The sequence below is a fragment of the Aeromonas sp. 604176 genome (genome assembly GCF_049170755.1).
GTDB classification, from domain to species: Bacteria; Pseudomonadota; Gammaproteobacteria; order Enterobacterales; family Aeromonadaceae; genus Aeromonas; species Aeromonas veronii_A.
In genome coordinates, this window is the sequence record NZ_JAAKNE010000065.1 from 1 (window position 1) to 23,493 (window position 23,493).

General features: G+C 55.9%; 21 protein-coding genes and 1 tRNA gene. 16 read left to right on the forward strand and 6 right to left on the reverse strand.

The annotated features are described in order from the left end of the window. The first annotated feature begins 538 nt into the window (after positions 1 to 538). The 12 genes from G5358_RS12745 to chbG all read left to right on the forward strand — a co-directional run bounded on the left by G5358_RS12745 (position 539) and on the right by chbG (position 12,279). A complete protein-coding gene (locus G5358_RS12745) occupies positions 539 to 1,873 on the forward strand; it encodes a PTS sugar transporter subunit IIC (RefSeq protein WP_421171712.1) in 1,335 nt (444 codons plus the stop codon). After that, a complete protein-coding gene (locus G5358_RS12750) occupies positions 1,866 to 2,843 on the forward strand; it encodes a N(4)-(beta-N-acetylglucosaminyl)-L-asparaginase (protein ID WP_421324194.1) in 978 nt (325 codons plus the stop codon). The genes G5358_RS12745 and G5358_RS12750 overlap by 8 nt, the downstream gene beginning before the upstream one ends. Next, the gene (locus G5358_RS12755; protein WP_421324195.1) at positions 2,836 to 4,311 is read left to right on the forward strand and encodes a leucyl aminopeptidase family protein; all 1,476 of its coding nucleotides are present in this window, start codon (positions 2,836 to 2,838) and stop codon (positions 4,309 to 4,311) included. The genes G5358_RS12750 and G5358_RS12755 overlap by 8 nt, the downstream gene beginning before the upstream one ends. 16 nt (positions 4,312 to 4,327) lie before the next feature. Then, on the forward strand, positions 4,328 to 4,630 hold the full coding sequence (locus tag G5358_RS12760; RefSeq protein ID WP_421171707.1) for a PTS sugar transporter subunit IIB: 303 nt from the start codon (positions 4,328 to 4,330) through the stop codon (positions 4,628 to 4,630). Positions 4,631 to 4,639: 9 nt separating this feature from the next. After that, a complete protein-coding gene (locus tag G5358_RS12765) occupies positions 4,640 to 4,987 on the forward strand; it encodes a PTS lactose/cellobiose transporter subunit IIA (protein ID WP_227342223.1) in 348 nt (115 codons plus the stop codon). Positions 4,988 to 5,552: 565 nt separating this feature from the next. Then, the gene (locus G5358_RS12770) at positions 5,553 to 5,870 is read left to right on the forward strand and encodes a PTS sugar transporter subunit IIB (protein WP_033135185.1); all 318 of its coding nucleotides are present in this window, start codon (positions 5,553 to 5,555) and stop codon (positions 5,868 to 5,870) included. A gap of 14 nt (positions 5,871 to 5,884) precedes the next feature. Continuing rightward, positions 5,885 to 7,246 carry a PTS N,N'-diacetylchitobiose transporter subunit IIC gene (chbC, locus tag G5358_RS12775; RefSeq protein WP_421171705.1) on the forward strand — a complete coding sequence of 454 codons (1,362 nt, stop codon included), beginning with the start codon at positions 5,885 to 5,887 and terminating at the stop codon, positions 7,244 to 7,246. 68 nt (positions 7,247 to 7,314) lie between these two features. Further along, a complete protein-coding gene (locus G5358_RS12780; protein ID WP_421324196.1) occupies positions 7,315 to 8,697 on the forward strand; it encodes a glycoside hydrolase family 1 protein in 1,383 nt (460 codons plus the stop codon). A 36-nt stretch (positions 8,698 to 8,733) separates the two neighbouring features. Continuing rightward, complete coding sequence (chbA, locus tag G5358_RS12785) at positions 8,734 to 9,087, forward strand: PTS N,N'-diacetylchitobiose transporter subunit IIA (RefSeq protein WP_421171701.1); 354 nt, start codon at positions 8,734 to 8,736, stop codon at positions 9,085 to 9,087. Positions 9,088 to 9,141: 54 nt separating this feature from the next. Next, entirely contained in the window at positions 9,142 to 9,969 is an 828-nt protein-coding gene (gene chbR / locus G5358_RS12790) for a transcriptional regulator ChbR (RefSeq protein ID WP_069554568.1), read from the forward strand. Between the two features lie 145 nt (positions 9,970 to 10,114). Next, complete coding sequence (locus tag G5358_RS12795; protein ID WP_421324197.1) at positions 10,115 to 11,461, forward strand: 6-phospho-beta-glucosidase; 1,347 nt, start codon at positions 10,115 to 10,117, stop codon at positions 11,459 to 11,461. Between the two features lie 53 nt (positions 11,462 to 11,514). Next, positions 11,515 to 12,279: a chitin disaccharide deacetylase gene (chbG, locus tag G5358_RS12800; protein WP_227342216.1), complete on the forward strand. Its 765-nt coding sequence runs from the start codon at positions 11,515 to 11,517 to the stop codon at positions 12,277 to 12,279. 84 nt (positions 12,280 to 12,363) lie between these two features. Here chbG and G5358_RS12805 read toward each other — a convergent pair. Then, a tRNA-Ser gene (locus tag G5358_RS12805) sits at positions 12,364 to 12,451 on the reverse strand. 208 nt (positions 12,452 to 12,659) lie between these two features. Between G5358_RS12805 and G5358_RS12810 the strand changes: the two genes are divergently transcribed. From G5358_RS12810 to G5358_RS12820, 3 genes are all read left to right on the forward strand, one after another. Beyond that, a complete protein-coding gene (locus tag G5358_RS12810) occupies positions 12,660 to 13,316 on the forward strand; it encodes a Bax inhibitor-1/YccA family protein (protein ID WP_227342215.1) in 657 nt (218 codons plus the stop codon). A 164-nt stretch (positions 13,317 to 13,480) separates the two neighbouring features. Then, complete coding sequence (gene yccS, locus G5358_RS12815) at positions 13,481 to 15,634, forward strand: YccS family putative transporter (protein WP_108571638.1); 2,154 nt, start codon at positions 13,481 to 13,483, stop codon at positions 15,632 to 15,634. Between the two features lie 24 nt (positions 15,635 to 15,658). Beyond that, positions 15,659 to 16,009 carry a TusE/DsrC/DsvC family sulfur relay protein gene (locus tag G5358_RS12820; RefSeq protein ID WP_019446869.1) on the forward strand — a complete coding sequence of 117 codons (351 nt, stop codon included), beginning with the start codon at positions 15,659 to 15,661 and terminating at the stop codon, positions 16,007 to 16,009. 112 nt (positions 16,010 to 16,121) lie between these two features. Here G5358_RS12820 and G5358_RS12825 read toward each other — a convergent pair whose 3' ends face one another. The 3 genes from G5358_RS12825 to G5358_RS12835 form a co-directional block, all read right to left on the reverse strand. Continuing rightward, positions 16,122 to 17,036: a Gfo/Idh/MocA family protein gene (locus G5358_RS12825; protein ID WP_421324198.1), complete on the reverse strand. Its 915-nt coding sequence runs from the start codon at positions 17,034 to 17,036 to the stop codon at positions 16,122 to 16,124. Positions 17,037 to 17,164: 128 nt separating this feature from the next. Further along, a complete protein-coding gene (locus tag G5358_RS12830; RefSeq protein WP_421324199.1) occupies positions 17,165 to 17,422 on the reverse strand; it encodes a hypothetical protein in 258 nt (85 codons plus the stop codon). A gap of 197 nt (positions 17,423 to 17,619) precedes the next feature. Then, entirely contained in the window at positions 17,620 to 18,570 is a 951-nt protein-coding gene (locus G5358_RS12835; protein ID WP_216953146.1) for a transposase, read from the reverse strand. Between the two features lie 277 nt (positions 18,571 to 18,847). Here G5358_RS12835 and G5358_RS12840 point away from each other — a divergent pair, with 277 nt between their 5' ends. Beyond that, positions 18,848 to 20,347, forward strand: coding sequence for a histidine-type phosphatase (locus G5358_RS12840; RefSeq protein ID WP_421324200.1), 1,500 nt, complete (start codon positions 18,848 to 18,850; stop codon positions 20,345 to 20,347). A gap of 365 nt (positions 20,348 to 20,712) precedes the next feature. Here the strand turns inward: G5358_RS12840 and G5358_RS12845 are convergent, their stop codons facing one another. Further along, positions 20,713 to 22,545: a retron Ec67 family RNA-directed DNA polymerase/endonuclease gene (locus tag G5358_RS12845; RefSeq protein ID WP_421324201.1), complete on the reverse strand. Its 1,833-nt coding sequence runs from the start codon at positions 22,543 to 22,545 to the stop codon at positions 20,713 to 20,715. A 342-nt stretch (positions 22,546 to 22,887) separates the two neighbouring features. Beyond that, on the reverse strand, positions 22,888 to 23,493 hold a 606-nt coding region (locus G5358_RS12850), incomplete at its 5' end, for a DUF3362 domain-containing protein (RefSeq protein ID WP_421324202.1).

Consider the following 23,493-nt stretch of genomic DNA (forward strand, 5'->3'; position numbering starts at 1 on the left):
TCTTGTCATTGAACACCTCAGGTCATGGTGGCGACTGTACCACCTAAAATGGTGTCCGGGATGATTAGACCACTACAGGGACATCAAACTCACCAACCAGCAGATTTTGACTATCCGGCCGTTCAGACCGGGCTATCTGATAGCAATGAGCTAAAGAGTACCTAGAGACCAGCCTTGCGTCCTTTATCCGCTGACGAATTCTGAAAAGAGTAAATTACCCCCACCTCACGCATCATCGATATCAAAGGCTCAGCTGCCTGCCGAAACCCGACTCTCGGTGAAGCTTGTTGCGTCGTGGCGTTGCTGCATGGGCTTGCGGTTAATTGTCCGCTGCAAGCCAGATAGAGGTAAAAACAGGAGCTGGAGAGAACCCGGAAGAGTGAGGGCACGGCACAAAAAGTACGCAATCAAGTGATACTTGATTGTTGGGTGCGTGATACCTGTCACTAAAAAATGCAATTAAATGGAATAGCATAGTCAAACATGACGTCTTGTATCGACTGATTGCATCATTTCTTTAGTGGCTTGGGGAACGCAAATGAAGAGCGTGGTCGGATTGATAGAAAGCAAATTGATGCCGCTGGCAGGGCGCCTCGCTCAACAGCGTCATCTGGGGGCAATTCGGGATGGTTATATCTCGTTTATGCCGTTCATCATCGTGGGTTCGATCCTGCTGGTCATCTCATCGTTTCCCAGCGACAGTTACAAAGCTTTTATGGCATCCATCTTTGGTGAGCAGTGGGGGGCGACGATTGAAGTGCCCTTTAATGCGATCTTCTCAACCATGGCGCTGTTTGTCTCTTATCTGGTGGCCTATCGTCTGGCGGAACGCAATGATATCGATAAAAGCTCAGCCGGTATCTTGTCGCTCTCCTGTTTCCTGATCCTGACGCCATTTAGCGTGGATGCGCAGGGTGCTGCGGTGATCCCCATGGAGTGGATCGGTTCCAAGGGTTTGTTTGTGGCCATGCTGGGCGCGATTGTCTGGACCGAGATATTCACCCTCTTCCTGCGTCGCAATATCGTGATAAAAATGCCGGAGGGGGTACCGCCAGCAGTACAAAAATCATTTGCTGCGCTTATCCCGGCCCTATGTATTCTCTCCATGGCGCTGGCTATCCGGGTTTTCTTTGCATCCACCGCTTATCACACCATTCATGAATTTATCTACACAGTGATTGCCATGCCGGTACGCCATTTTGGCACCTCCTATTTTGGCGCCATTTTGACGGTGCTCAGCATCAGCTCACTCTGGTCGGTCGGGATTAACTCCGGTTCCATGATTAACGGGATCCTGCGTCCATTCTGGATGGACAATCAGGCCGAAAACCTGGCTGCTACTCATGCCGGCTTGCTGCCCCCGCACGTTGTCACAGAGCAGTTTTACGACATGATCTGGATGGGGGGTTCCGGCGCGACCTTGTCGCTGGTCTTGGCGATGCTGATTTTTGCCCGTAGCCAGCACATCAAGAAAATGACCCGATTGGCCGCTGGCTCCTCCATTTTCAATATCAACGAACCCATACTGTTTGGCCTTCCGGTCATCATGAACCCCATCATGCTGATCCCGTTCAATCTGGTTCCTGTGGTGCTGGTGACCATCCAGTACATCGCGATGGCATCGGGTCTGGTCTCTACGACAACCGGGGTCTATATCCCCTGGACGCTGCCCCCTGTCATCAGTGGTTTTATCGTTACAGGCCATCTTAGCGGTGCCCTCATCCAGTTATTCAATCTGGTGATTGGCGCCATGATTTATCTGCCCTTCCTCAAGGTTCTGGATCGCCAGTATCAGGGGACAGAGAGCCCGGCCGAAAGTCATGGGGAGTCGTCACATTCACCGCAATCAAACAAGAAGGTAAGCAATGGTTAATCATCAATGGGGCATTATCGCCACCTGGCGGATGGCTTACGAAGGTCTGAGTGCCAGTGCCAGGCAGCTGGCTGACAAAGGGGATGCTCGCTCTGCTGTGTTGCAAGCAGTCAAACAGGTAGAGGATTATCCCCTCTACAAGTCAGTTGGATACGGTGGCCTGCCAAATCAGGATGGCGAAGTGGAACTGGATGCTGCCTTTATGGATGGCGACTCATTGGCCATGGGGGCCGTGGCTGGCGTGCGTAATCTGGCCAACCCGGTCATGATCGCGGCGGCGTTGAGCGAAGAGCGATTCAACAGTTTCATGGTGGGGGGCGGCGCTGAACAGTGGGCTATCCACAAGGGATTCGAGCAAAAGAAAATGTTGACCGAGCGGGCCTTGCAGCACTATCGCAAGCGCTGCCGCGAAACCCTGGCCCGTGGCCTCAATCCTTATACCGGCCACGACACAGTAGGCGTTATCACCCTGGATCATAGCCGCAAAATCTGTGTCGCAACCTCAACCAGCGGCCTCTTTATGAAGCGGCCAGGACGGGTGGGAGACTCCCCGGTCTCTGGTAGTGGTTTTTATGCCGACAGCACCATGGGGGCCGCGACGGCCACTGGCCTGGGTGAAGACTTGATGAAGGGGTGCATCAGTTACGAGATTGTTCAACGTATGGGGCGGGGGATGACGCCGCAGATGGCAGCCGAGTCTGCCGTCTATGAGCTGGAAGCCCGTCTGCTGGCCCGCTATGGGCGTGCCGGGGATCTGTCGGTCGTCTGCATGAATCGCGAAGGCGAGTTTGGTGCGGCAACCAATATCGACAACTTCTCTTTTGTCGTGGCCAACCATGCCCTTGCACCGACGGTTTTTCTGGCTCGGCGTGAAGGCGATCATACCCTCTACAACGAGGCTGATGAGACTTGGTTGAATGCCTATCTCGCCCGTATCAGTGCCCCCGTGGAGGAATCCCATCATGCTTGATGCGTCAGTAACGCTCTGGTCTACCCCCTTGCCGGCGACGACGCATTTGCTGCTGTGGCAGGGTGGGGCCCATGGCTATCGGGAGCAATCTGTCTTGCAGCCCATCGCGGCACTATTGGTTGAGTTGAACGGTCGTCAGAGCACCACGCTCGATGTCGGGTTGGCGGGGCTGTGCCAGCGTCTGACCTGGCTGGCGGCCGACCATCAGACGCTGCTGGAGCCGGCGGGATTGCGCGAGATGACCGATGCATTGATCCGTGTAGTACCCGGTGACGGAACCGGGTGTGTTGCCCTCGACATCACCCCCTTTTCGCTGGAAAAACCGGCGCAACGGACTGCGTTGCGCCACTGCATCGTCACGCTGCAAAACCAGTTCTACCAACTGCCTCTGCTCGGTTATCGCTCCGCCCCCAGCCATGCAGAGCCGGCACTGCGGCTGCTGGCAGCGCCAGAGCAGCATCCATTGGCCGAGGCGCTGCTGAAGGAGTGTTGTGCCATCAGCTACGGTATGCGACTTGCCCGGCGCATGGCTGATCGACCAAGCCAGGATTGTACGCCTGTGAGTGTGGCCGATGAGTTGGCGAGCTATGCCGCGCAGCATGACGAGGTCAGCTGTGAAATTCTCGATGAGGAGGCGATCCGTACCTTGGGATTGGGGGCATTGCATGCGGTTGGCAAGGGGAGCTTGAACCCTCCCCGCATGGTCTTGCTCCGTTATCGGGGGGGCGGTGATGCCCAGCCTTACGCGATAGTGGGCAAGGGGGTCACCTTTGACAGCGGCGGCCTCTGGCTCAAAGAGGGCGAGGGCATGCGCACCATGAAGTACGATATGTGCGGTGCTGCCGTGGTGTTCGGACTGATTGATACCGTGCGACGTCTGACGCTGCCTCTCAATCTGGATGCCGTGCTGGTATTGGCTGAAAATATGCCGACGGATCGCGCCATGCGGCCTGGCGATGTCGTCACGACCTATGCTGGTCACACCGTCGAGATCATCAACACCGATGCCGAGGGGCGGCTGGTATTGGCGGACGGGATTGCATTTGCGGATCGTCAGCTCTCTCCTCGCTGCATTATCGATGTGGCCACGCTGACAGGCGCCGTCGTCAAGGCGCTGGGTTATGACATCAGCGGCTTGATGAGTAATGACCCTGCGTTGGGCTCAGCCCTGACCCGGGCGGCTGAGTCGAGTCGGGATCGCCTATGGGCATTGCCGTTTGACGACAGTTTTGAACCGCAAATCAAGAGCTATATAGCAGATTTCACCAATACTCCCCCGAATAACGCAGCTATTGCTGTCTCTGCGGGCTATTTTCTGAGTAAATTCTGTGGCAACCGTCCATGGGCTCATCTGGATGTGAGTGGTACCGCCTTGCGCCGTGGTGACTATACCCAGGCCAGTGGCCGCCCTATCCCTTTGTTGACGGAATTTCTAATCCAGCAAATCGCGCCCGCCCTGAATGGGTGAGCAGAAGGAGTTAAAAATGAAAAAGATCCTATTGGTATGTGATATGGGCATGTCTACCAGTCTGGTAGTGAAAAAAATGCAGGATGTGGCGGCCCGCCGTCAACTTGAGGTCGACATTCAGGCCAAAGGCATGCAGGAGTTCAAAGAGGCCATACAGTCGTTTGACTGTGCACTGCTGGGCCCGCAAATCAGCTACAAGTTGGCAGCCTGCAAGGAACAAGCCGATCAATATGGCAAAAAAGTCGAATCTATCAATATGATGCACTACGGTATGCTGGATGGGGAAAAGATCCTCGACCATGCTCTGACGCTGATCTAAGGAGCGATCATGGAGCTCGAAGAACAGGTCATGACCCTGATTGTGAGTGCAGGTAGCTGCCGCAGCATGTTGATGGAGGCCATGAGGCATTCACGTAACGGGGAATTTGAACAAGCAGAGCAGTTGGTCGAGCAGGCGCGGGGGGCGCTCCACGCCGCTCATGCAGTGCAAACGAAGCTGATTGAAGCCGATGCTGGGGAGGGAAAACTGCCCGTCCAGATCGTGATGGTTCATGCCCAGGACCATGTGATGAACGCAGTCCTGCTGATGGATCTGACCCAGGAGATGATTGCGATTCATCGTCGTTTACCCCCAGTGACAACAAACTGTGATCAGTCAACAGCCATGGTCTGCTAAGGCATTGCTATTGTCAGGCATAAAGCTAAAAGAGGGAGGTGTGATACCTCCCTCTTCTCATTGTCAACCATCTTGCGCCGTCGATACATCACAACGAGGTCGCCAATCTCTGTTAGGCACAAAAGCGAAGCCAAACAGATTAGTCAATTTGCACACACTTCAATAGCAAGGCCAACCTCCTGACCCAAAAAACAGAAACATCAACCACGTTGCATTACTTAAAAATTGTGACATTTCACCAATTATTTCTTTTTTTAAAAAAAAGAGGCTCACACACCTCACAAGAAATTATAATTAATTGAAATAAAACAATTTATAAATCTATCACATCCCCTGCACCGACTGTTTTACGTGTTCTTATTCTGATATCCGCCATCAAAAGTGTGAACAGTGGCAACACCAAATGTCAATTAGACACTATTGATATAAGTATTGAAATACCAGGTAAATCCAGTAATTCATTACAATCATGTCAATAGGAGATGATTGATTTGTCTTGCTAGCACGACAGACACGCATCTCGACCGATCTGTTCATCTGGTTTTCAAGCGTTGAGGGAAAGGTTATGGAAAAGAAGCGTATTTACCTGTTTTGCTCTGCCGGGATGTCCACTTCACTGCTGGTTTCAAAGATGAAGGCGCAGGCGGAAAAATATGATGTGCCGGTGCTGATCGATGCCTATCCGGAGACCCTGGCTGGCGAGAAGGGACAGGATGCCGATCTGGTGCTGCTGGGCCCGCAAATCGCCTACATGCTGCCGGAGATCCAGCAGCAACTGCCGGGCAAGCCGGTCGAGGTGATCGACACCCTGCTCTACGGCAAGGTCGATGGCCTCGGCGTACTGAAGGCGGCAGTAGCCTCCATCAAGAAGAGCCTCGCATAGGTAAGGAGATCCCTGTGAGCAACATCATCGCATCGTTGGAGAAGGTCATACTGCCCATTGCCGTCAAGCTGGGCAAACAGCCTCATGTCAACGCCATCAAGAACGGCTTTATCAAGCTGATGCCCCTGACACTGGTCGGGGCCATGTTCGTACTGATCAACAACGTGTTCCTGAGCTTTGGCGAAGGCTCCTTCTTCTACTCCATCGGTGTGCGGCTCGATCCTGCCACCATCGCCACCCTAGACGGCCTCAAAAGCATCGGTGGCAACGTCTATAACGGCACTCTGGGGATCATGTCCCTGATGGCCCCCTTCTTTATCGGTCTGGCGCTGGCCGAAGAGCGCAAGAGCGATCCCCTGGCATCGGGCCTGCTCTCGGTAGCGGCCTTTATGACTGTCACGCCGTTCAGCGTGGGCGACGCCTATGCGGTGGGCGCCAACTGGCTGGGCGGAGCCAACATCATCTCCGGCATGCTGATCGGTATCGTCGTGGCCGAGATGTTCGCCTTTATCGTCCGTCGCAACTGGGTGATCACCCTGCCTGACAGCGTGCCGGCCTCGGTCTCCCGCTCGTTCTCCGCGCTCATTCCGGGCTTTATCATCCTCTCCATCATGGGGGTCATCTCCTATCTGCTGAGCGATGCGGGCACCAACTTCCACCAGCTGATCATGGACAGCATCGCCAAGCCGCTGTCCAATATGAGCGGTCTGGTCGGCTGGGTCTATGTGGTGTTCTCCTCCTTCCTCTGGTTCTTCGGGGTACACGGCATGCTGGCGCTCACCGCGCTGGAATCCGGCATTCTGTTCCCCTTCGCCCTGGAAAACGTCGCCCTCTACAACCAGTACGGCTCGGTTGAAGCGGCCATCGCGGCAGGCAAACAGTTCCACTTCTGGGCCAAGCCGATCACCGACTCCTTCGTCTTCCTCGGCGGTACCGGTGCCACACTGGGCCTCATCCTGGCCATCTTTATGGTCTCCCGCCGCGATGACTACCGTCAGGTGGCCAAGCTGGGTCTGCCCTCCGGTCTGTTCCAGATCAACGAACCCATCCTGTTCGGCTTGCCGGTCATCATGAACCCCATCCTGCTGGTGCCCTTCATCCTGGTGCACCCGGTACTGATGGGGATCACCATGGCGGCCTACTACGCCGGGCTCATCCCGCCCATCACCAACATAGCGCCATGGACCATGCCGACCGGCCTGGGTGCCTTCTTCAACACCAACGGCAGCGTGGCCGCCTTCTGTCTGGCGATATTCAACCTGGGTGTCGCGACCATGATGTATATCCCCTTCGTGCTGATTGCCAACAAAGCGCAGAACGTCATCGATGAAGAAGAGGAGAGCGAAGAGGATATCGCTCTGGCTCTGAAGTTCTGATAACAGCCATTCCAATGACAGCAAGGGAGGAGCAAAACTCCTCCCCTAACAGCCTGGAGAAGTAACCCATGCAGTATCGTTTTCCGGATAACTTCTGGTGGGGCAGCGCCAGCTCGGCCCCGCAGATGGAAGGCGCCGCCAACCGCGGCGGCAAATCCACCAATATCTTTGACTACTGGTTCTCCATCGAACCGCAGCGTTTCCACAACGGGGTCGGCCCGACCGACACTTCCACCTTCTATGACAACTTCGAGAGCGACATCAAGCTGCTCAAGCAGCTGGGGCACAACAGTTTTCGCACCTCCATCTCCTGGTCACGGCTGATCCCGGACGGGGTGGGCGAAATCAACCAGGAGGCGGTCAGCTTCTACAACGCCGTCTTTGACCGGCTGCTGGCCGAGGGGATCACCCCGCTTATCAACCTCTACCACTTCGACATGCCGATGTGCATGCAGGAGCGTGGCGGCTGGGAGAGCCGGGAAGTGGTGGCCGCCTATGTGCGCTACGCCACCCGCTGCTTCGACCTGTTTGGCGGTCGCATCAAGCACTGGTTCACCTTCAACGAGCCGATTGTGCCGGTCGAGTGCGGCTACCTTGGCCACTACCACTACCCCTGCGTGGTCGATTTTGGTCGGGCGGCCACCGTCGCCTACCACACCGCGCTGGCCCATGCCGGTGCCGTGCAGGCCTATCGCGCCTGCCAGCATGATGGCGAGATCGGCATCATCCTCAACCTGAGCCCAACCTATCCCCGCTCGCAGGATCCGGCAGATCTCGCCGCCTCCCGCATCGCGGATCTGCTGCTCAACAAAAGCTTCCTCGATCCTGCCCTGAAGGGGAGCTACGACCCCGAGCTGATCGCGCTGCTAGAGCAGTACGACTTGCTGCCGCAGATCGAAGAGGGTGACAAGGCGCTGCTCGCCGCCGGCAAGGTGGATATCCTCGGCATCAACTACTACCAGCCGCGCCGGGTCAAGGCCAAAGAGGTGGCTTTGCCGGGTGTACCGCGTACGCCGGAAGATCTGTTCGACTACTACGAGATGCCGGGCCGCAAGATGAACCCCCACCGCGGCTGGGAGATTTACGAAAAAGGGATCTACGACATCCTCACTGACCTGCGAGTCAACTACGGCAACCTGCCCTGCTACATCTCGGAAAACGGCATGGGGGTCGAAGGGGAAGAGCGCTTTATCGGTCCCGAGGGATGGGTGGAGGATGACTACCGCATCCAGTTCATTCGCGAGCACCTCCAGTGGCTGCATCGCGCACTGGAAGAGGGCAGCGCCTGTCGCGGCTATCACCTGTGGACCTTTATCGACAACTGGTCGTGGCTCAACGCCTACAAGAACCGTTACGGCTTCGTCCGCCTCGATCTCAAGAGCCAGCAGCGCACCATCAAGAAAAGCGGCTACTGGTTTGCCGAGGTAGCGCGCAACCATGGTTTTAATTAACGGTTTCAATTAACGCATTTACGTAAGGAACGACACATGTTCGATCTGGACAACATCACTGAAGAGGCCACCACCAGCAACGATCTGGAAGAGGTGGTAATGGGGCTTATCATCAACTCCGGGCAGGCCCGCAGTCTCGCCTACACCGCGCTGAAAAAGGCCAAGGAGGGGGACCTGGCCGCCGCTCACCAGCTGATGGCCCAATCCCGCGAGGCGCTCAATGCCGCCCATCTGGTGCAGACCCAGCTGATCGAGGACGATCAGGGGGAAGGCAAGATCCCGGTCACCCTGGTGCTGGTCCATGCCCAGGATCACCTGATGACCTCCATGCTGGCCCGTGAGCTGATCAGCGAGCTGATCGAGCTGCACGAAAAGCTGCATAACCAATAACCTCCGGACGGGGTGAGAGGCCCCGTCATCGGCCCGCAGATCAGGAAGCGACTCATGAGCGTTAAAACAATCCGGGAAACCGAACTGTTTAACAACAAACCGTTCCACATGTTCATCTACAACAAACAGGTGAGCGGAACCGGTTTGCACCAGCATGACTACTACGAGTTCACCCTGGTACTGACCGGTCGTTACTATCAGGAGGTCAACGGCAAGCGGGTGCTGCTGGAGCGGGGGGACGTGGTGTTTATCCCGCTCGGCTCCCGCCATCAGAGCTTCTACGAGTTCGGCACCACCCGCATCTTTAACGTCGGGATCACCCGTACCTATTTTGACGAGCACTTCAAATACCTGTTGCCGGAACACTTCGTCGCCTCACAGGCCTATCCGCTCAAGAGCGAGTTCCTCAGCTACATCGAGTCGGTGCTGGTCTCGCCGGGGTTTAGGGAAGAGGCGCTGACCGAATTTCTCGAAGTGGTGACCTACGCGGTGATGAACCGGCTGCGTCACTACAAGGACACCTCCGCCAGCGATGATCTTCCGCTCTGGCTCCACGAAACCGTGGAGCGGATGCACGATCGCCCCCTCTTTGCCGAGGATGCGCTGGCCAACATGGTCTCCCTCTGTGGCAAGAGCCAGGAGTATCTGACCAGGGCCACCCGGCGTTACTACAACAAGACGCCGATGCAGATCATCAATGAGATCCGGATCAACTACGCCAAGATGCAGTTGGAGGTGACCAACAACTCGGTGGCCGATATCGCCTTCGAGACCGGCTACAACGACGTCAGCCTCTTTATCAAAAACTTCAAGAAGCTCACCTCGTTTACCCCGGGCAGTTACCGCAAATATCTCTATCCGAAATTCGAAAGTTCAGCCTGAGACCAGCGACTTGCTGACCTAAACAACCCGGTTCAAGAGAACCAATCCATTGTGACCAGCCCCTGCCACAGGCGGCTGCGGCCCCTCTCACCATGAAGACAGAGCGGCCACCATCAAACCTAGAAAGATCGATGAAGAGGGATTTATGAGCGAGAAGATCAAGGTAGTCACCATTGGCGGCGGCAGCAGCTACACCCCCGAGCTGGTCGATGGTTTCATCAAGCGCTATGCCGAGCTGCCCATCAGCGAGCTGTGGCTGGTGGATATTCACGCTGGCGAAGAGAAACTGAACATCATCTTCGACCTGTGCCAACGGATGATCCGCCAGGCAGGCATCCCCATGACCCTGCACAAAACCCTGGATCGCCGCGAGGCACTGGTGGGCGCCCACTTCGTCACCACCCAGCTTCGAGTCGGCCAGTTGCAGGCGCGGGAGAAGGATGAGCGCATCCCCTTGAGCCACGGCATGCTGGGGCAAGAGACCAACGGCGCAGGCGGCCTGTTCAAGGGACTGCGCACCATACCGGTCATCTTCGACATCATCCGCGACGTGGAAGCGCTTTGCCCGGATGCCTGGCTGATTAACTTCACCAATCCGGCCGGCATGGTGACCGAAGCGGTGCGCCGTCATACCAACTTCCGCCGCTTTATCGGGGTGTGCAACATTCCGGTCGGCATGCAGATGTTTGTGCGCGATGCCCTCCAGCTCACCGAGCATGATCACCTCTCCATGGATTTGTTCGGCCTCAATCATCTGGTCTTTATCGGCGATGTGCTGGTCAACGGCGAATCCCGCTTTGACGAGCTGCTGGAAGGGGTCGCCGATGGCAGCCTGACCCGCGCCAGCTCGGTCAAAAACATCTTCGACTTGCCGTTCGACCCCGGTTTTATCCGCGGCTTGCGCCTGCTCCCCTGCTCCTACCTGCGTTACTACTTCAAGGAGAAAGAGATGCTGGGGATCGAGATGGGCGAGTTCTACAAGGGCGGTGCCCGGGCTCAAGTGGTGCAGCAGGTCGAGAAGAAGCTGTTCGAGCTCTACCAGAACCCCGAGCTGTGCGAAAAGCCCAAGGAGCTGGAGCTGCGTGGCGGCGCCTACTACTCCGATGCGGCCTGCGAGGTGATCAGCGCCATCTACAACGACAAGCAGAGCGAGCACTACGTCATCGTGCCCCATCAGGGCCATGTCACCAATATCCCGGCCGACTGGACGGTGGAGATGAGCTGCCTGATCGGGCGTGATGGCGCCATCCCCCACCCGCGCCTCACCCGCTTTGACGACAAGGTGAACGGGCTGGTGCACCTCATCAAGAGCTTCGAGATAGCCGCCGCCAAGGCTGCCATCAGCGGCGACTTCGATGACCTGCTGCTGGCGATGAACCTCAACCCGCTGATCCACTCCGACAACGATGCCCGCATCGTCGCCCGCGAGCTGCTGCTGGCCCACCGCGAACACCTGCCCAACTTCGCCGCCGCTATCGACGCCCTCGCCTGAGGCCAACACGCCCCGCCCGAACTGGCGGGGTGCTTAACCGCAGGGGAATCCTCATGAGCAAAAGATTGATCATCAACGCCGACGACTTCGGCCTCTGCCGCGCCCAGAACTACGGCATCGTAGAGGCGTTCGAGCACGGGGTCGTCAGCTCCACCAGCGCCATCGTCACCTCCCCCGCTATCGCACACGCCGCCTGGCTGGCCGAACGCTTCCCCGAATTGCCAGTCGGGCTGCACTTTATGCTCAGCTGGGGGAAGCCGCTCACGCCGCTCACCTCGCTGGTGAACGAGCAGGGCGAGCTCAACAAGGGGATCTGGCACAAGAGCGAGGCGGGAGAGCTGGATCTGGCCGAGATATCCGGTGAGCTGGCGAGTCAGTATCAGCGCTTTGTCGCGATTTTCGGCAAGCAGCCGACCCATATCGACAGCCACCACCATGTTCATATGTTGCCGACACTCTACCCGCTGGTGGAGGCTTTCGCCAAGGCGCATGGCCTGCCCCTTCGCATCGACCGGGGCGAAATAGCCCGCCACGGCCTGACCGTCACCCACCCGCAGAGCTGCGATCGGTTCGACGACCGCTTCTACGGCGCGCAGCTGACCCAAGCCAGCCTGCTGCAACTGCTCGATGAGGCCAGTGAACTGGGGGCCCATTCGCTCGAGATCATGTGCCACCCTTCCTTTGTCGATCTTGAAATGCAGGGCAGCTCCTACTGCCAGCCCCGCCTCAACGAACTGGCGATCCTGACCGACCCGTCCCTGCCCGCCCTTATCGCCGAGCGCGGCTACCGCCTCGCCAGCTATCGGGAGTGGCAATAGCCGCAGGCCATCAGGTGGACCGGTAAAAACCGCAGATACAAAAAAGCCCAAGCGATTGAATCGCTTGGGCTTTCTCTTTGAATATGGCGGAGGAGGTGGGATTTGAACCCACGGATGGTCGCCCATCGCCGGTTTTCAAGACCGGTGCATTCAGCCGCTCTGCCACCCCTCCGAACGGCGTGCATACTACGCTAAGCCCTTGTTCATATGCAATACATATTTCCTGTGGGATAGTGTGCGGGAGCAAAATGGCAGGTGGCTTGAAATTGTTCCTCGTCATCCCTATTTGTTCTACATACAATGCGTAAACATGCAGTAACAAACAGCGATCACGAGGCGGCTGCTCGCCGTCTCACCCGGACATAAAGAGGACACCCAAGATGGATACCCGTTCTATCTACACTGGCACCCAAAGTGCCGTACGCGATACCAACAAGGTGCTGCGTAACACCTATATGCTGCTCTCCCTCACTCTGGGCTTCTCTGCCGTGGTGGCGGGCATCGCGACCGTAATGAACATGCCGCCGCTGCACTGGGCCATCTTCCTCATCGGCGTATACGGTCTGATGTTCCTGACCGAGAAGAATCGCAACAACGGCATGGGGCTGGTCTTCACCTTCGCCCTGACCGGTCTGCTGGGCTATAGCCTGGGCCCCATCATCAACATGTATATGAACAATGGTGGTGGCGAGATCGTGATGACCGCCCTTGGCGGCACCGCGCTCACCTTCTTCGGTCTGTCGGCCTATGCCCTGACCACCAAGCGTGACCTCTCTTTCATCGGCGGCATGCTGTTCGTCGGTTTCTGGGTACTGCTGGTGGCCATGATTGCCAACATCTTCCTGCAGATGAGCGCCCTGAGCCTGGCTCTGTCCGCCATGTTCATGCTCTTCTCCTCCGGTGCCATCCTGCTGACTACCCAGCAGATCGTGCGCGGTGGCGAGACCAACTACATCTCTGCCACCGTCACCCTGTATGTCTCCATCTACAACATCTTCCTGAGCCTGCTGAGCCTGCTTGGCGGCAACCGCAACTAATCAGAAACCCCGCTTCGGCGGGGTTTTTATTGGCGCCGATTTTTGTCAGGATAAGTTGTAAATCAAGGATATGAAGCGAAGTGGCCCTGATTTGGATCAGGGCCACTTCGCGCTTGGCGGGTTACTATCTCGCTCTCGTTTCGATCAAGGGTTTCACCTGTCTCATGCCGATGGATCTCTCTGGCCTGCTGCGCCGACTGCTGACCGATAGTCACATCTACTTCGCTCTCAAGGTGCTGCTGGCCATTCTCGGTCTGCTCGCCTTCACCCTGGCCACCGGCAATATCCAGCTCACCGTGCTGCTATCCCTCGGAGTAGTGGCGGGTGCCATTGCCGAAACCGACGACAGCCTGTGGGGACGCCTTAAAAACCTCGCCATGACGCTCATCTGCTTCATGTTTGCGTCCCTGTGCGTGCAGTATCTCTACCCCACCCCCTGGCTGTTTGCCATTGGGCTCGCCAGCTCCACCTTTATCTTTGTGATGGTGGGGGCCCTCGGTGCCCGCTACGCCACCATCAGCTTTGGCTCGCTGCTGATCGCCATCTACACCATGCTGGGGGCCGCCAAGGCGCCGGATCTCTTCTACCAGCCGCTGGCACTCGGCGCCGGCGCCCTCTGGTACGGGCTGGTCTCGTTTATCTGGCTCTGGCTGCTGCCCTACAAGACCCTGCACGAGCAACTGGCCCAGAGCTACTTCGCCCTTGGCCGCTACCTGCTGGAAAAGTCCCGCTTCTTCCCGGCGGACGAGCACGGCGCCCAGGCCATTCGCCACAATCTGGCCCAGCTCAACATCAATCTGGTGAGCGCGCTGACCCTCACCAAGTCGGCCCTCAACGCCCGCCTGAGCCGCCGCCATCCGGCGAGCCCCGAGCTGGCCAGCCTGCTGCGCCTCTATCTTCTGGCGCTGGAGATTCACGAGCGCGCCACCTCCAGCCACTATCCCTACAGCCGGTTGGAAGCGGAGCTCAAGCAAGGCATCGTACTGGAAGGATTTCAGGAGGTGTTCCTGCAACTCTCCGAGGCATGCCAGCGGCTGGGTTACGCCATTCTGGTGCACAAGCCCTACGCCCATAACAAGCGCATCCACTGGACGCTGGAGGCCCTAGGCGATCAGCTGGAGTTCACCAATCTCAAGCAGCACTACCCGAAAACCCTGCTGACGCCGATGAAGTTCCTGCGCCGCAATCTGGCCAGCATCAACCAGCTGCTCGGCAGCGCCGAAGTGCTGCAAAACCCCGAACAGCCGGAGCAGGAGCTGCCCGCGCTGGCGCGCCCGCCCCGCCTGCCGCTGCTGACCCAGCTCAAGCAGCACCTCACCTTGCACTCCATGGTGTTTCGCCATGCGCTGCGTTTGTCACTCGGGCTGGTGATCGGCTACGGCATACTGCAAGCCTTTGATCTGGAAAAGGGCTACTGGATTTTGCTGACCGTGCTGTTTGTCTGCCAGCCCAGCTACAGCGCCACCCGCCGCCGACTGGTGCAGCGGATGCTCGGCACCTTCGCCGGCATACTGGTGGGCATTCCGGTGCTCTGGCTCTTCCCCGAGCTGCACGTTCAGCTGGTGGTGATGGGGCTGGCCGCCTTCCTGTTTTTCACCCAGGTGCGCAACAACTACAGCGCCGCGGTCTGCTTTATCACCCTCTACGTGCTGATGGCGTTCAACCTGCTCGATGGCATCGGCTTTGCGATCCTCGGGCCGCGGCTGCTCGATACCCTGCTCGGCTGCCTGATCTCCTACGGGCTGGTGGCCTGGCTCTGGCCTGACTGGCAGTACAAACGGCTGCCGACCCTTATCGCCAACTCGCTCTCGGCCAACGCCCGCTACCTCTCGGCGGTGCTGGCAAGCCTCAAGCAGCAGCGGGACGAATCCATCGACTATCGTGTGGCGCGCAAGAGCGCCCATCTGGCGGACAGCGAGCTGGCCACCGCCTGGCAGAGCATGCTGGTGGAGCCGCAAAAGCGCCGCCGCTTCCTCGATCTCTGCTTTACCCTCACCTGGCGCAACCACGCCCTGCTCTCCTACATCTCGGCGCTGGGGGCCCATCGCGACAAGCTGGAGGCCATCAGCGGGCTGGATGAGGTGCGCCACCACATCTGCCACACCCTGGAGCAGGCCGCCGGTCATCTGGCGGGCAACCCCTCCAGCTCCATCGGTGGTCAGTGCCCAGTGATAAGTCCGGATAGCAGCGAGGAGCAGCTGATGCTGACCCAGCAGCTCAACCTGATCAGCGAGCTGGCGGATCAGCTGCTGCATCTGGCCAACGAGAGCCGGTTGCTCACCGGGGATCAAGGCGCTACCATGCCCGCCCAATCCTGATAGCCCCATTAGCGAGGAGCCCTCATGTCTGCGTCCGAAAAACATCAGCTGGAATTCAACGGCCAACTCATCGAGACCGATGCCAAGGGCTACCTGCTCAACAGCAACGACTGGAGCGAGGAGCTGGCGCTGGTGCTGGCCGCGCAGGAGGGGATCACGCTTGAGGAGCCGCACTGGGAAGTGGTGCGCTTTGTGCGCGCCTTCTATCTGGAGTTCAACACCTCCCCCGCCATCCGCGCACTGGTCAAGGCGATGGAGAAGCAGTACGGCCCCGAGAAGGGCAACAGCCGCTACCTCTACAAGCTGTTTCCGGAAGGGCCAGCCAAGCAGGCGACCAAGATTGGTGGCCTGCCCAAGCCGGTGAAGTGCATCTGATCCCATGCATCTCATCCCATAACAACGGGGGGCCGCAACTGCGGCCCCCGTTGTGTTTGGTGCGCTATCTTCGCGCACCTCGTATTCACATCCCTCAGGCTTTCAGCCAGCCTTATCCCCGATTGTCAGCAAGCGCAACCAACTGCTCCGCCAGCCGGTGGCCGTGCAGGTAGGAGGCGATCAGCTCGCTATCCGCCTTGCCGATTTCAATCTGTTGATACCAGTGCTCCAGCATGGCGGCAAAACCGCGCTGGGCCAGCACCGGCTGCCAGTCGCTGGGGCTAAGCATCTGCGCCTGCTTGTCGCGGGCGATGCTGCCGCGGGTGCAGTTCTCAAGGTGCAGGGAGAGGTTGTCGCCGTAGGCATCGATGCGCTCCTCGGTGATCCCGGCGCTGCGGTTCATGCTGCCGCTGATGGCGCGATCGCCGCTCTGCCAGCTGACGCTAACCCCGGCCAGCAGGCTCTTGTCCTTCGTATCCGGTCGCAATACCGCATGAAAGTCGCCGCCCGGCACGCCGCCATAGAAGCAGAGGCTGTCGAGCACATGGATAAAGTCATCGAACATAAAATCCCGCGCCTTGCCGGGCAGGGCGAAGCGGTGCTTTTGCCAGTTAAGCTCGGTGAGCGGCCGGGCGCGGGCCTCGGCCATGGCAGGCAGATAACGGCGGTTAAAACCGGTAAAGAGGGCGCAATCTTGCGCGATGGCGAGGTTGGCCAGTGCCTCGGCCTCGGCCAGATTGTCGCACAGGGGCTTGTCGACAAAGGTGGGGATCCCAGCCCGCAGGCACTGCTCGGCCAGCTCGCGGTGAACGGCGGTGGCGGCGTGGATCATCACGGCGTCGGGGCGGCTGGCCAGCATGGCCGCCACATCGGTAAAGCACTCGGCGACCCGATACTGGCGGGCCAGCTTCTCCAGCACAGATGGATTGCGGGTACAGAGCAGCGGGGTAACCCGCTCGTCGCTCGCCAGCAGCGGCAGATAGGCTTTCTGGGCGATATCCCCCAGACCAATCATGGCAATGCGCATCTCAACTCCTTTTCACTCGATAACGGGACAAGCGGATAACTGCCCGCACCATCGCAGGATTTCTCCCGCAGATCCAGCCTGCCGTTAGCAAACTGGCTGGCGTACGCAGCCCTGTGCAAACGGCGACGTTATTTGGGCATGGCAAGATCGCAGACCGACTTGATCACCTCGGCCAGCCACTCGATGGCGAGATTGCCCTGGCTTTTGCGGTGTCTACCGACCACCACCTCGAACGGCTGCGGCGCCCCGGCCAGCTCCACGGTGCGAAAATCGCCGAGGGCGGCGATAGCTGATGGAATGCAGGCCGCCACGTCATTGACCGACATAAAGGCTTGCAGCGAGGTGTAACAGGGGAGCGTCGCCACCGGGGAATCAAATCGAATCAAATTGGGACACCCACCTTTTTGAGCAAGCCACTATCAGGCTACTTGCAGGCCCAATAAGGGGTGTGTATCCGAGCTGATGCCTGCAAAAGTAGGCTGGTGGGAGAGATTGCCAGGTTTAGAAAGCAACAGCCCCTGCACAGCCATTTATTGGACTATGTGCAATACCCGGAGCTATCAGCAGGGTGGATGCAAAGCTATCACAGCCTTGGTTGATGGCATCGTCGCTGGCCACAGTGGCGGGCAAACTGCTGACATTGATATCTGTCTCCCACCACTCTGATCCCTTGTCGCCTGAACAGCGTCACCTGCTTCAACCAGCGAACAGCATCGAGTCCCAATCGTTCCAGAATGGGTCCAAATTGGGCCGGAATATGACCCCGCTTGTCGGGCCGAATAGCACGACCAGTCCAATCAACCAGCATCAGGTAGTCGCTGAAGGCATAAGGCAGCTCTTCAGGCTTACCCTGGCGGGCAAACGGCAGCAAAAGTGGTGGCAAAACCTCAGTAGTAGCAGGCGCGTCAAGGCGCTGTTTGATACTGGTGTATTCACTCTGCTCTGGCCGATCGGTCAACGCAGCTCGTATCGGATTGAGGTCAACATACGCCATACAGGCCAACAAGGCGGATTCGGTGAGCAAAGCCTGACTCTTGAAGCGCCCCTCCCAGAAATGGCCCTTGCAACCATCTTCCTGATTGGCCTGACGGGCCAGATTTTCATTGAGTAGCCGAATAAACCAACTTATGGAGTGAAGCCGCTCCCGCCATTGGGCCAGCAATTGCTGCACGACAGCCAGCTCAGGCTCGATCAACATCTCCCCCTGATACCAGCGCCTGACCAAATGCGGCCACTGGAATAGCGCCGCCCAGCGCTCAGCCACCTCCCGCTCACTCCAGTTGGCTGCGGTATCGGGCTCCACCTTGAGCACCAGATGATAATGATTGCTCATCACCGCATAAGCACAAATGCCAATTGCAAACAGCCGCGATAGTTGCCCCAACTTGTCGACCACCCACTGACGCCGATGCTCATAACTCTGGCCAGAATGGGCATCGTCACCACACAGAAAGGCTCGCCGCACACAGCGGCTGACCACATGGTAGTAAGGCGTATCCTGCAAGCTGATTTGACGTGAACGGGCAATGGTCATGGCACATCCCTCAACGGTGACCTCTTAAGTCAAGAACAGCCCTACGCCACTGTCAAAAAGGTGGGTGTCCCGAAAAAAATGTTTTTCCTCTTCCCCGAAAGCGCCAGCTCTCGGGGCTTTTTGCATCAACAAGGTGGGGGTTCCGAAAAAGAGATTCTCTCCCTTTGCTTACTGCTTTATCAGAAGTCATCAGCCTGTCATCTGGCTGACATCCCGCGGTCATTTTCAAGTCATAGAGTTTTTCACTTATTTTTCATATGGATAGATAAGGAACATCATGACTTTCCCGCGCTCTTCTTATGTGGCTGTGGCCGTCTCGCTGGTCTTGCTTGGCGGCTGCCAGTCAGAGAACGAATCGTCTGCCGACAGCCAGGACAAAACCGCCTATCAATACAGCACCAAAGCGGTCTACAGCCCGCAACAGCAGGCGGAGAGCTACGAGCCAGCGCCCCAGGGGTTCAGCCCGGTCTTTACCGAGATGGTGGCTCGCCACGGCTCGCGCTCCCTCTCCAGCCCGAAATATGACGTGCTGACCAAGCTGGTATGGGAAGAGGCGCAGCGTCAGGGGGCGCTCACCACCCTCGGGCAGGGGCTGGGAGGCAAGGTCGATCTGGTGACGGCCGCCAACCAGAAACTGGGCTACGGCCTGCTCTCGGCGCTGGGCAAGGAGGAACACGCCAATCTCGCCACCCGGCTGGCGGCGCGGCTGCCGACCCTGCTCAACAGCAGCGAGCCCCACTGCATCAAGGTGGTCACCTCGGGCAAGGACAGGGCCAACGAAAGCGCCTTCTACTTTATGGAGAGCCTCAAGCGCAACGTGAGCTATGTCAGCGACTCGGCGCAGTGCTACCTCACGCAGGATGACCCTTCGAAAATCGACAAAAAGCTGGTCAACAAGTTCGAGCTCTACTTCCACAAGACCACGCCCGAGGGGGATTACGCCCGCTACCTGCCCGCCTATGAGAGCTACCAGCGCTTTATCGGTGACGAGGATGCCGGAATCGCCCCGGCCCCCGAGCTGGCCAGGGCGCTGGATCAGCTTAAAAACCTGAGCAAGACCAAAGAGATGGCCCGCAGCATGCTGGAGCGTATCTACAGCAAGGGGTTTGTCGACTATCTGGCGGGCGGTGTCGAGTTTGTCGCCGTCAACCCGGAGGATGGCGGCATGACCTATGTGCGCGACGAAGTGGATGCGGCCCTGATGCTCTACAACCTCTTTATCATCGGCCCCGGCATGATCCGCGAAGCGCAGGCACAGGGCAGCGAACCCTGGGCGCTGGAGCAGTTCCTGACCCCGGAAGAGTCGGCCTGGTTCTCCTACCTCTCCGATGCGGAAGATTTCTACGAGAAGGGGCCGAGCTTTGCCAACCAGAGCGCCCCCTACGCCATTGCCCAGCCGCTGCTCGACAGCCTGTTTGGGGAGGTGCAGCGTCAGGTGATGGAGGGCGAGCAGAGCCGACAGGCCACCCTGCGCTTTGCCCATGCCGAAGCCATTATCCCCCTCGCCGCCCTGATGAAGCTGGAAGGGAGCCGTCAGGGGGCCAGCCCGGATCAGCTGTTCAGCCAGCAGAACAACGAGTGGCGCGGCGGCTGGGTCTCCCCCTATACCGCCAATATTCAGTGGGATATCTACCAGAACGGGCAGCGGCAGGTACTGGTCAAGATGCTCTACAACGAAAAGGAGATCGCCTTTAAAGCGGGCTGCCAGCCCTACCAAAGCGGCAGCCACTACTATGACTTCGAGGAGCTCAAGCGCTGCTACGGCTATAACGGCTAACCCCTAGCGCGCCGGATATGGCAATCACCAGGGGCGACCAGCAGGTCGCCCCAATTCACTCCTCTTCCCTGCTTACCAAAGCGGGATATGGCAATAAAGCCGCCTTCCAGTTCCATTTGCTGATCAAGCTCAAAAAACGATTAATTTCTGATAGTTAAGTCACTTTAAGGCTCGCTTCGGCAGTTTCGTTTGGCTTACCATGGCCAATCAGAACCTGTTGAACTGCGATGGGTTACTGCCAGCGCGGGTCAAGGGAGCATATTGGAAGCTGTAATCCACGAGCGGTAGCGTGGAATTTGGCTGCACTATGCCTTGTCAAGAAAGGTGGGTGTCCCAGATTTTATAGGATATTCGGTACAGACCATTTATTTAATTGAATCGTAGTGCTTCAATACTTTTACTATTCTATCTAACATTTCTGTAAACCCACTAAAATCAATGTCTTTTTTATTTGCATGTATTACATGCGTTGCGAATGCCTCTTTGCTTAAATCATTATCAGGGTCTCGCTTAGAAAAAATATTAAAGCATTTCCCTTTGTATTGTCTAAGCCTATCTTTTTCAGTAAAAAAGTACTCTATGTCTGTATCATTGTCATTGCTCTTTGGCGTAAGAACAAGATATAAATTATAAAAAACGTGAACAAACTCTGACGATCTAATATTTGTCACTGTGGATGGGAATAACTCTTTCCCATCAATTTTGTTTACATAATTTATTAAGTCCTTCGGGCCTGTATCGTTATCCACAAAGATTATCACAGGCTTTTCTGGCCTAGGTGCTTTATAGACTTTAAAATTATGCTTATAATTTATAATAAAATCTTTCAGATAATCTGTACCGCCGTATAGTTCTAACAAGTACTTAGTCCGTTCTGTATACTCAACAAAACGTAGAAGCAATTTATATGGAGACTTATCTGTTTTTTCTGAAGATAACAGAGGATAATTTTTAGCCAGCATGCATATAGCTGCTTTTAAATATACATTATCCGTTTTCCCCTCAGTCAATATTGTGGGTAACGCATTAGCATAAAACAAACGGTAAAATAGAAATTTACTAAATGTATCTTCCCTTCCACTATGCAGATAACGCCTTAGCTTGGCTTGGCCATTTTTTATAGCTTCTTTTTTAGGTTGATACTTTGGGTTTAGAGGCGGCGCTTGACGCAGTCTATTATAATGATCGATTTGATCTATGAAATTTAGCTTTCCTTCAAGTCTATTAAGGTTACCTGGGACAGCTTTACCATTTTCGATCTCTGTAAACATCCCGGTCTTAAATAAATTATTACATTGAGCCCTAACTGTACGCCAATACTCTTGTTTAGTATTTGGTTTTTTATTTACAATCAGCCCAGTGACTTCTTGCCTTGAGTCTTTGTACTGGATTCTAGTTTTTTTCTCATTTATAAAAAATCCAGACCTAGTTATTTCATAGTGAAGTTTTTTACTTAACATAAGTTCTCCACTATCCTCATAAGCTATATCTTTTGGTAGTTTCTCTTCTCGACTAGAAAAAGTAATATCATCTGCATACCGAGTGTACACACAGGAATTTTTGGATGCCAACTTTGCTAAGTTTATATCTAATGAGTGGACTATAAGATTAGTAATTACTGGCGAACAGGGACTGCCCTGTGGAAGTTCATTATTATGACAAGCAATTTTTGCTATGACTGTTGCTATTTCAGGATTTAACTCAAAATTCTTGTTTTTTATAAAAAAACCTCTAACCCGTCCAAAATTAAAACTCCCAAAAAAATTTTCCAAATCTATATTTAATACGTTTTTTCTTCCTATATGCATCATCGCATTTGTGATGATTGAACGTTTTCTCTCGAAACCATGAGAAAGTGATGGTTGTTTAATTAATGCATTTGAACATTTTATTTTTAGAATTTTAGAGTTTCTTGCTACTTCCTTAACCAATTCAGACTTTGGGAATTTTTTATGATTTATTTCATCTAAGCAATCAAGTAGCAATTTGGATAGTAGTGACTGGATGGATTTTAAAATTCCGGTAGGAGCATTTATTATTCTTTCTCCACCATTTTTTTTAGGTATTTTAAACTGCGTATATTGATTTTCTGTCTTTAAAACATAAAGACAATATGTAAGCACTGTAGGCTTAACACCTAACAATTTAGCTAGTTCGGGCTTAGTTGTTGCTTTCTTTAATTCTTGCAGTCTTGACATATAATTCCACTCGTGAAGGTGGTTTATGGGCACTCCTACGCAAACTTGACAAGAACTACGGGGAGCTCTGACAATTTGATATCAAAATGGCAATCCTTTCGGACATTATTTTCACTAATCGCGAAGCGCGATCAAAAATCTGCCCATAAACCGCCCCCAACTTACCAATCAATTATTTACAGAGCAACCAACAAACGAAAACAATGTGACTAGATTATCATTTTTATGTATCTACCACACAATCCTTTACAATCTCCACATCAGTTTGTATGTCGATAATTCAATAAAAAAGGCGACCATCTGGTCGCCTTTTTATTTCTATCGCTTTCCAACCAGGAAAACTTACCGCGCCGGTCGCTTGGCACCATTCCCTTTGGCCGCAGGCTTGCTGCCTTGAGTGACGGGTTTGGCACTCGGCTTGGCGGAGCCTGCGCGGGTCGGCGCTTTGCCCTTATGGGCGGGTTTGCCGGTCGGTTTGCCCTTACCAGCATTCTGGCCCGCATTCTTGCCTTCGCCCTGTGCGGCCGGTTTGCCGTTAGCCGCCCCTTTCCGCAGTTGGGAACCCACCGGCTTGCCGCCCGTCGGCTTGTTGCCAGCACCGTTGCCGCGCTGGTGACTGATGTTGCTATGACGGGTCAGGGCCGGTTTTAGCCCCTTGCCACTGGCGGCGCGCTCGTTGCGACCTTCCGCCGGCACCAGACAGCCGGGGCCGTTGCCAATCAGGTGGCCCTTGCCCATGGCGAGCAGGGCTTCGCGGATCATCGGCCAGCCTGCGGGGTCGTGGTAGCGCAGCAGCGCCTTGTGCAGGCGGCGACGGCGCTCGCCCTTGGCGACAAACACATCGCCACCGGTGCGGCTCACCTTGTTTAACGGGTTTTTCTCCGTGTAATACATGGTGGTGGCGTTGGCGAGCGGCGACGGGTAGAAGTTCTGCACCTGATCGAGCTT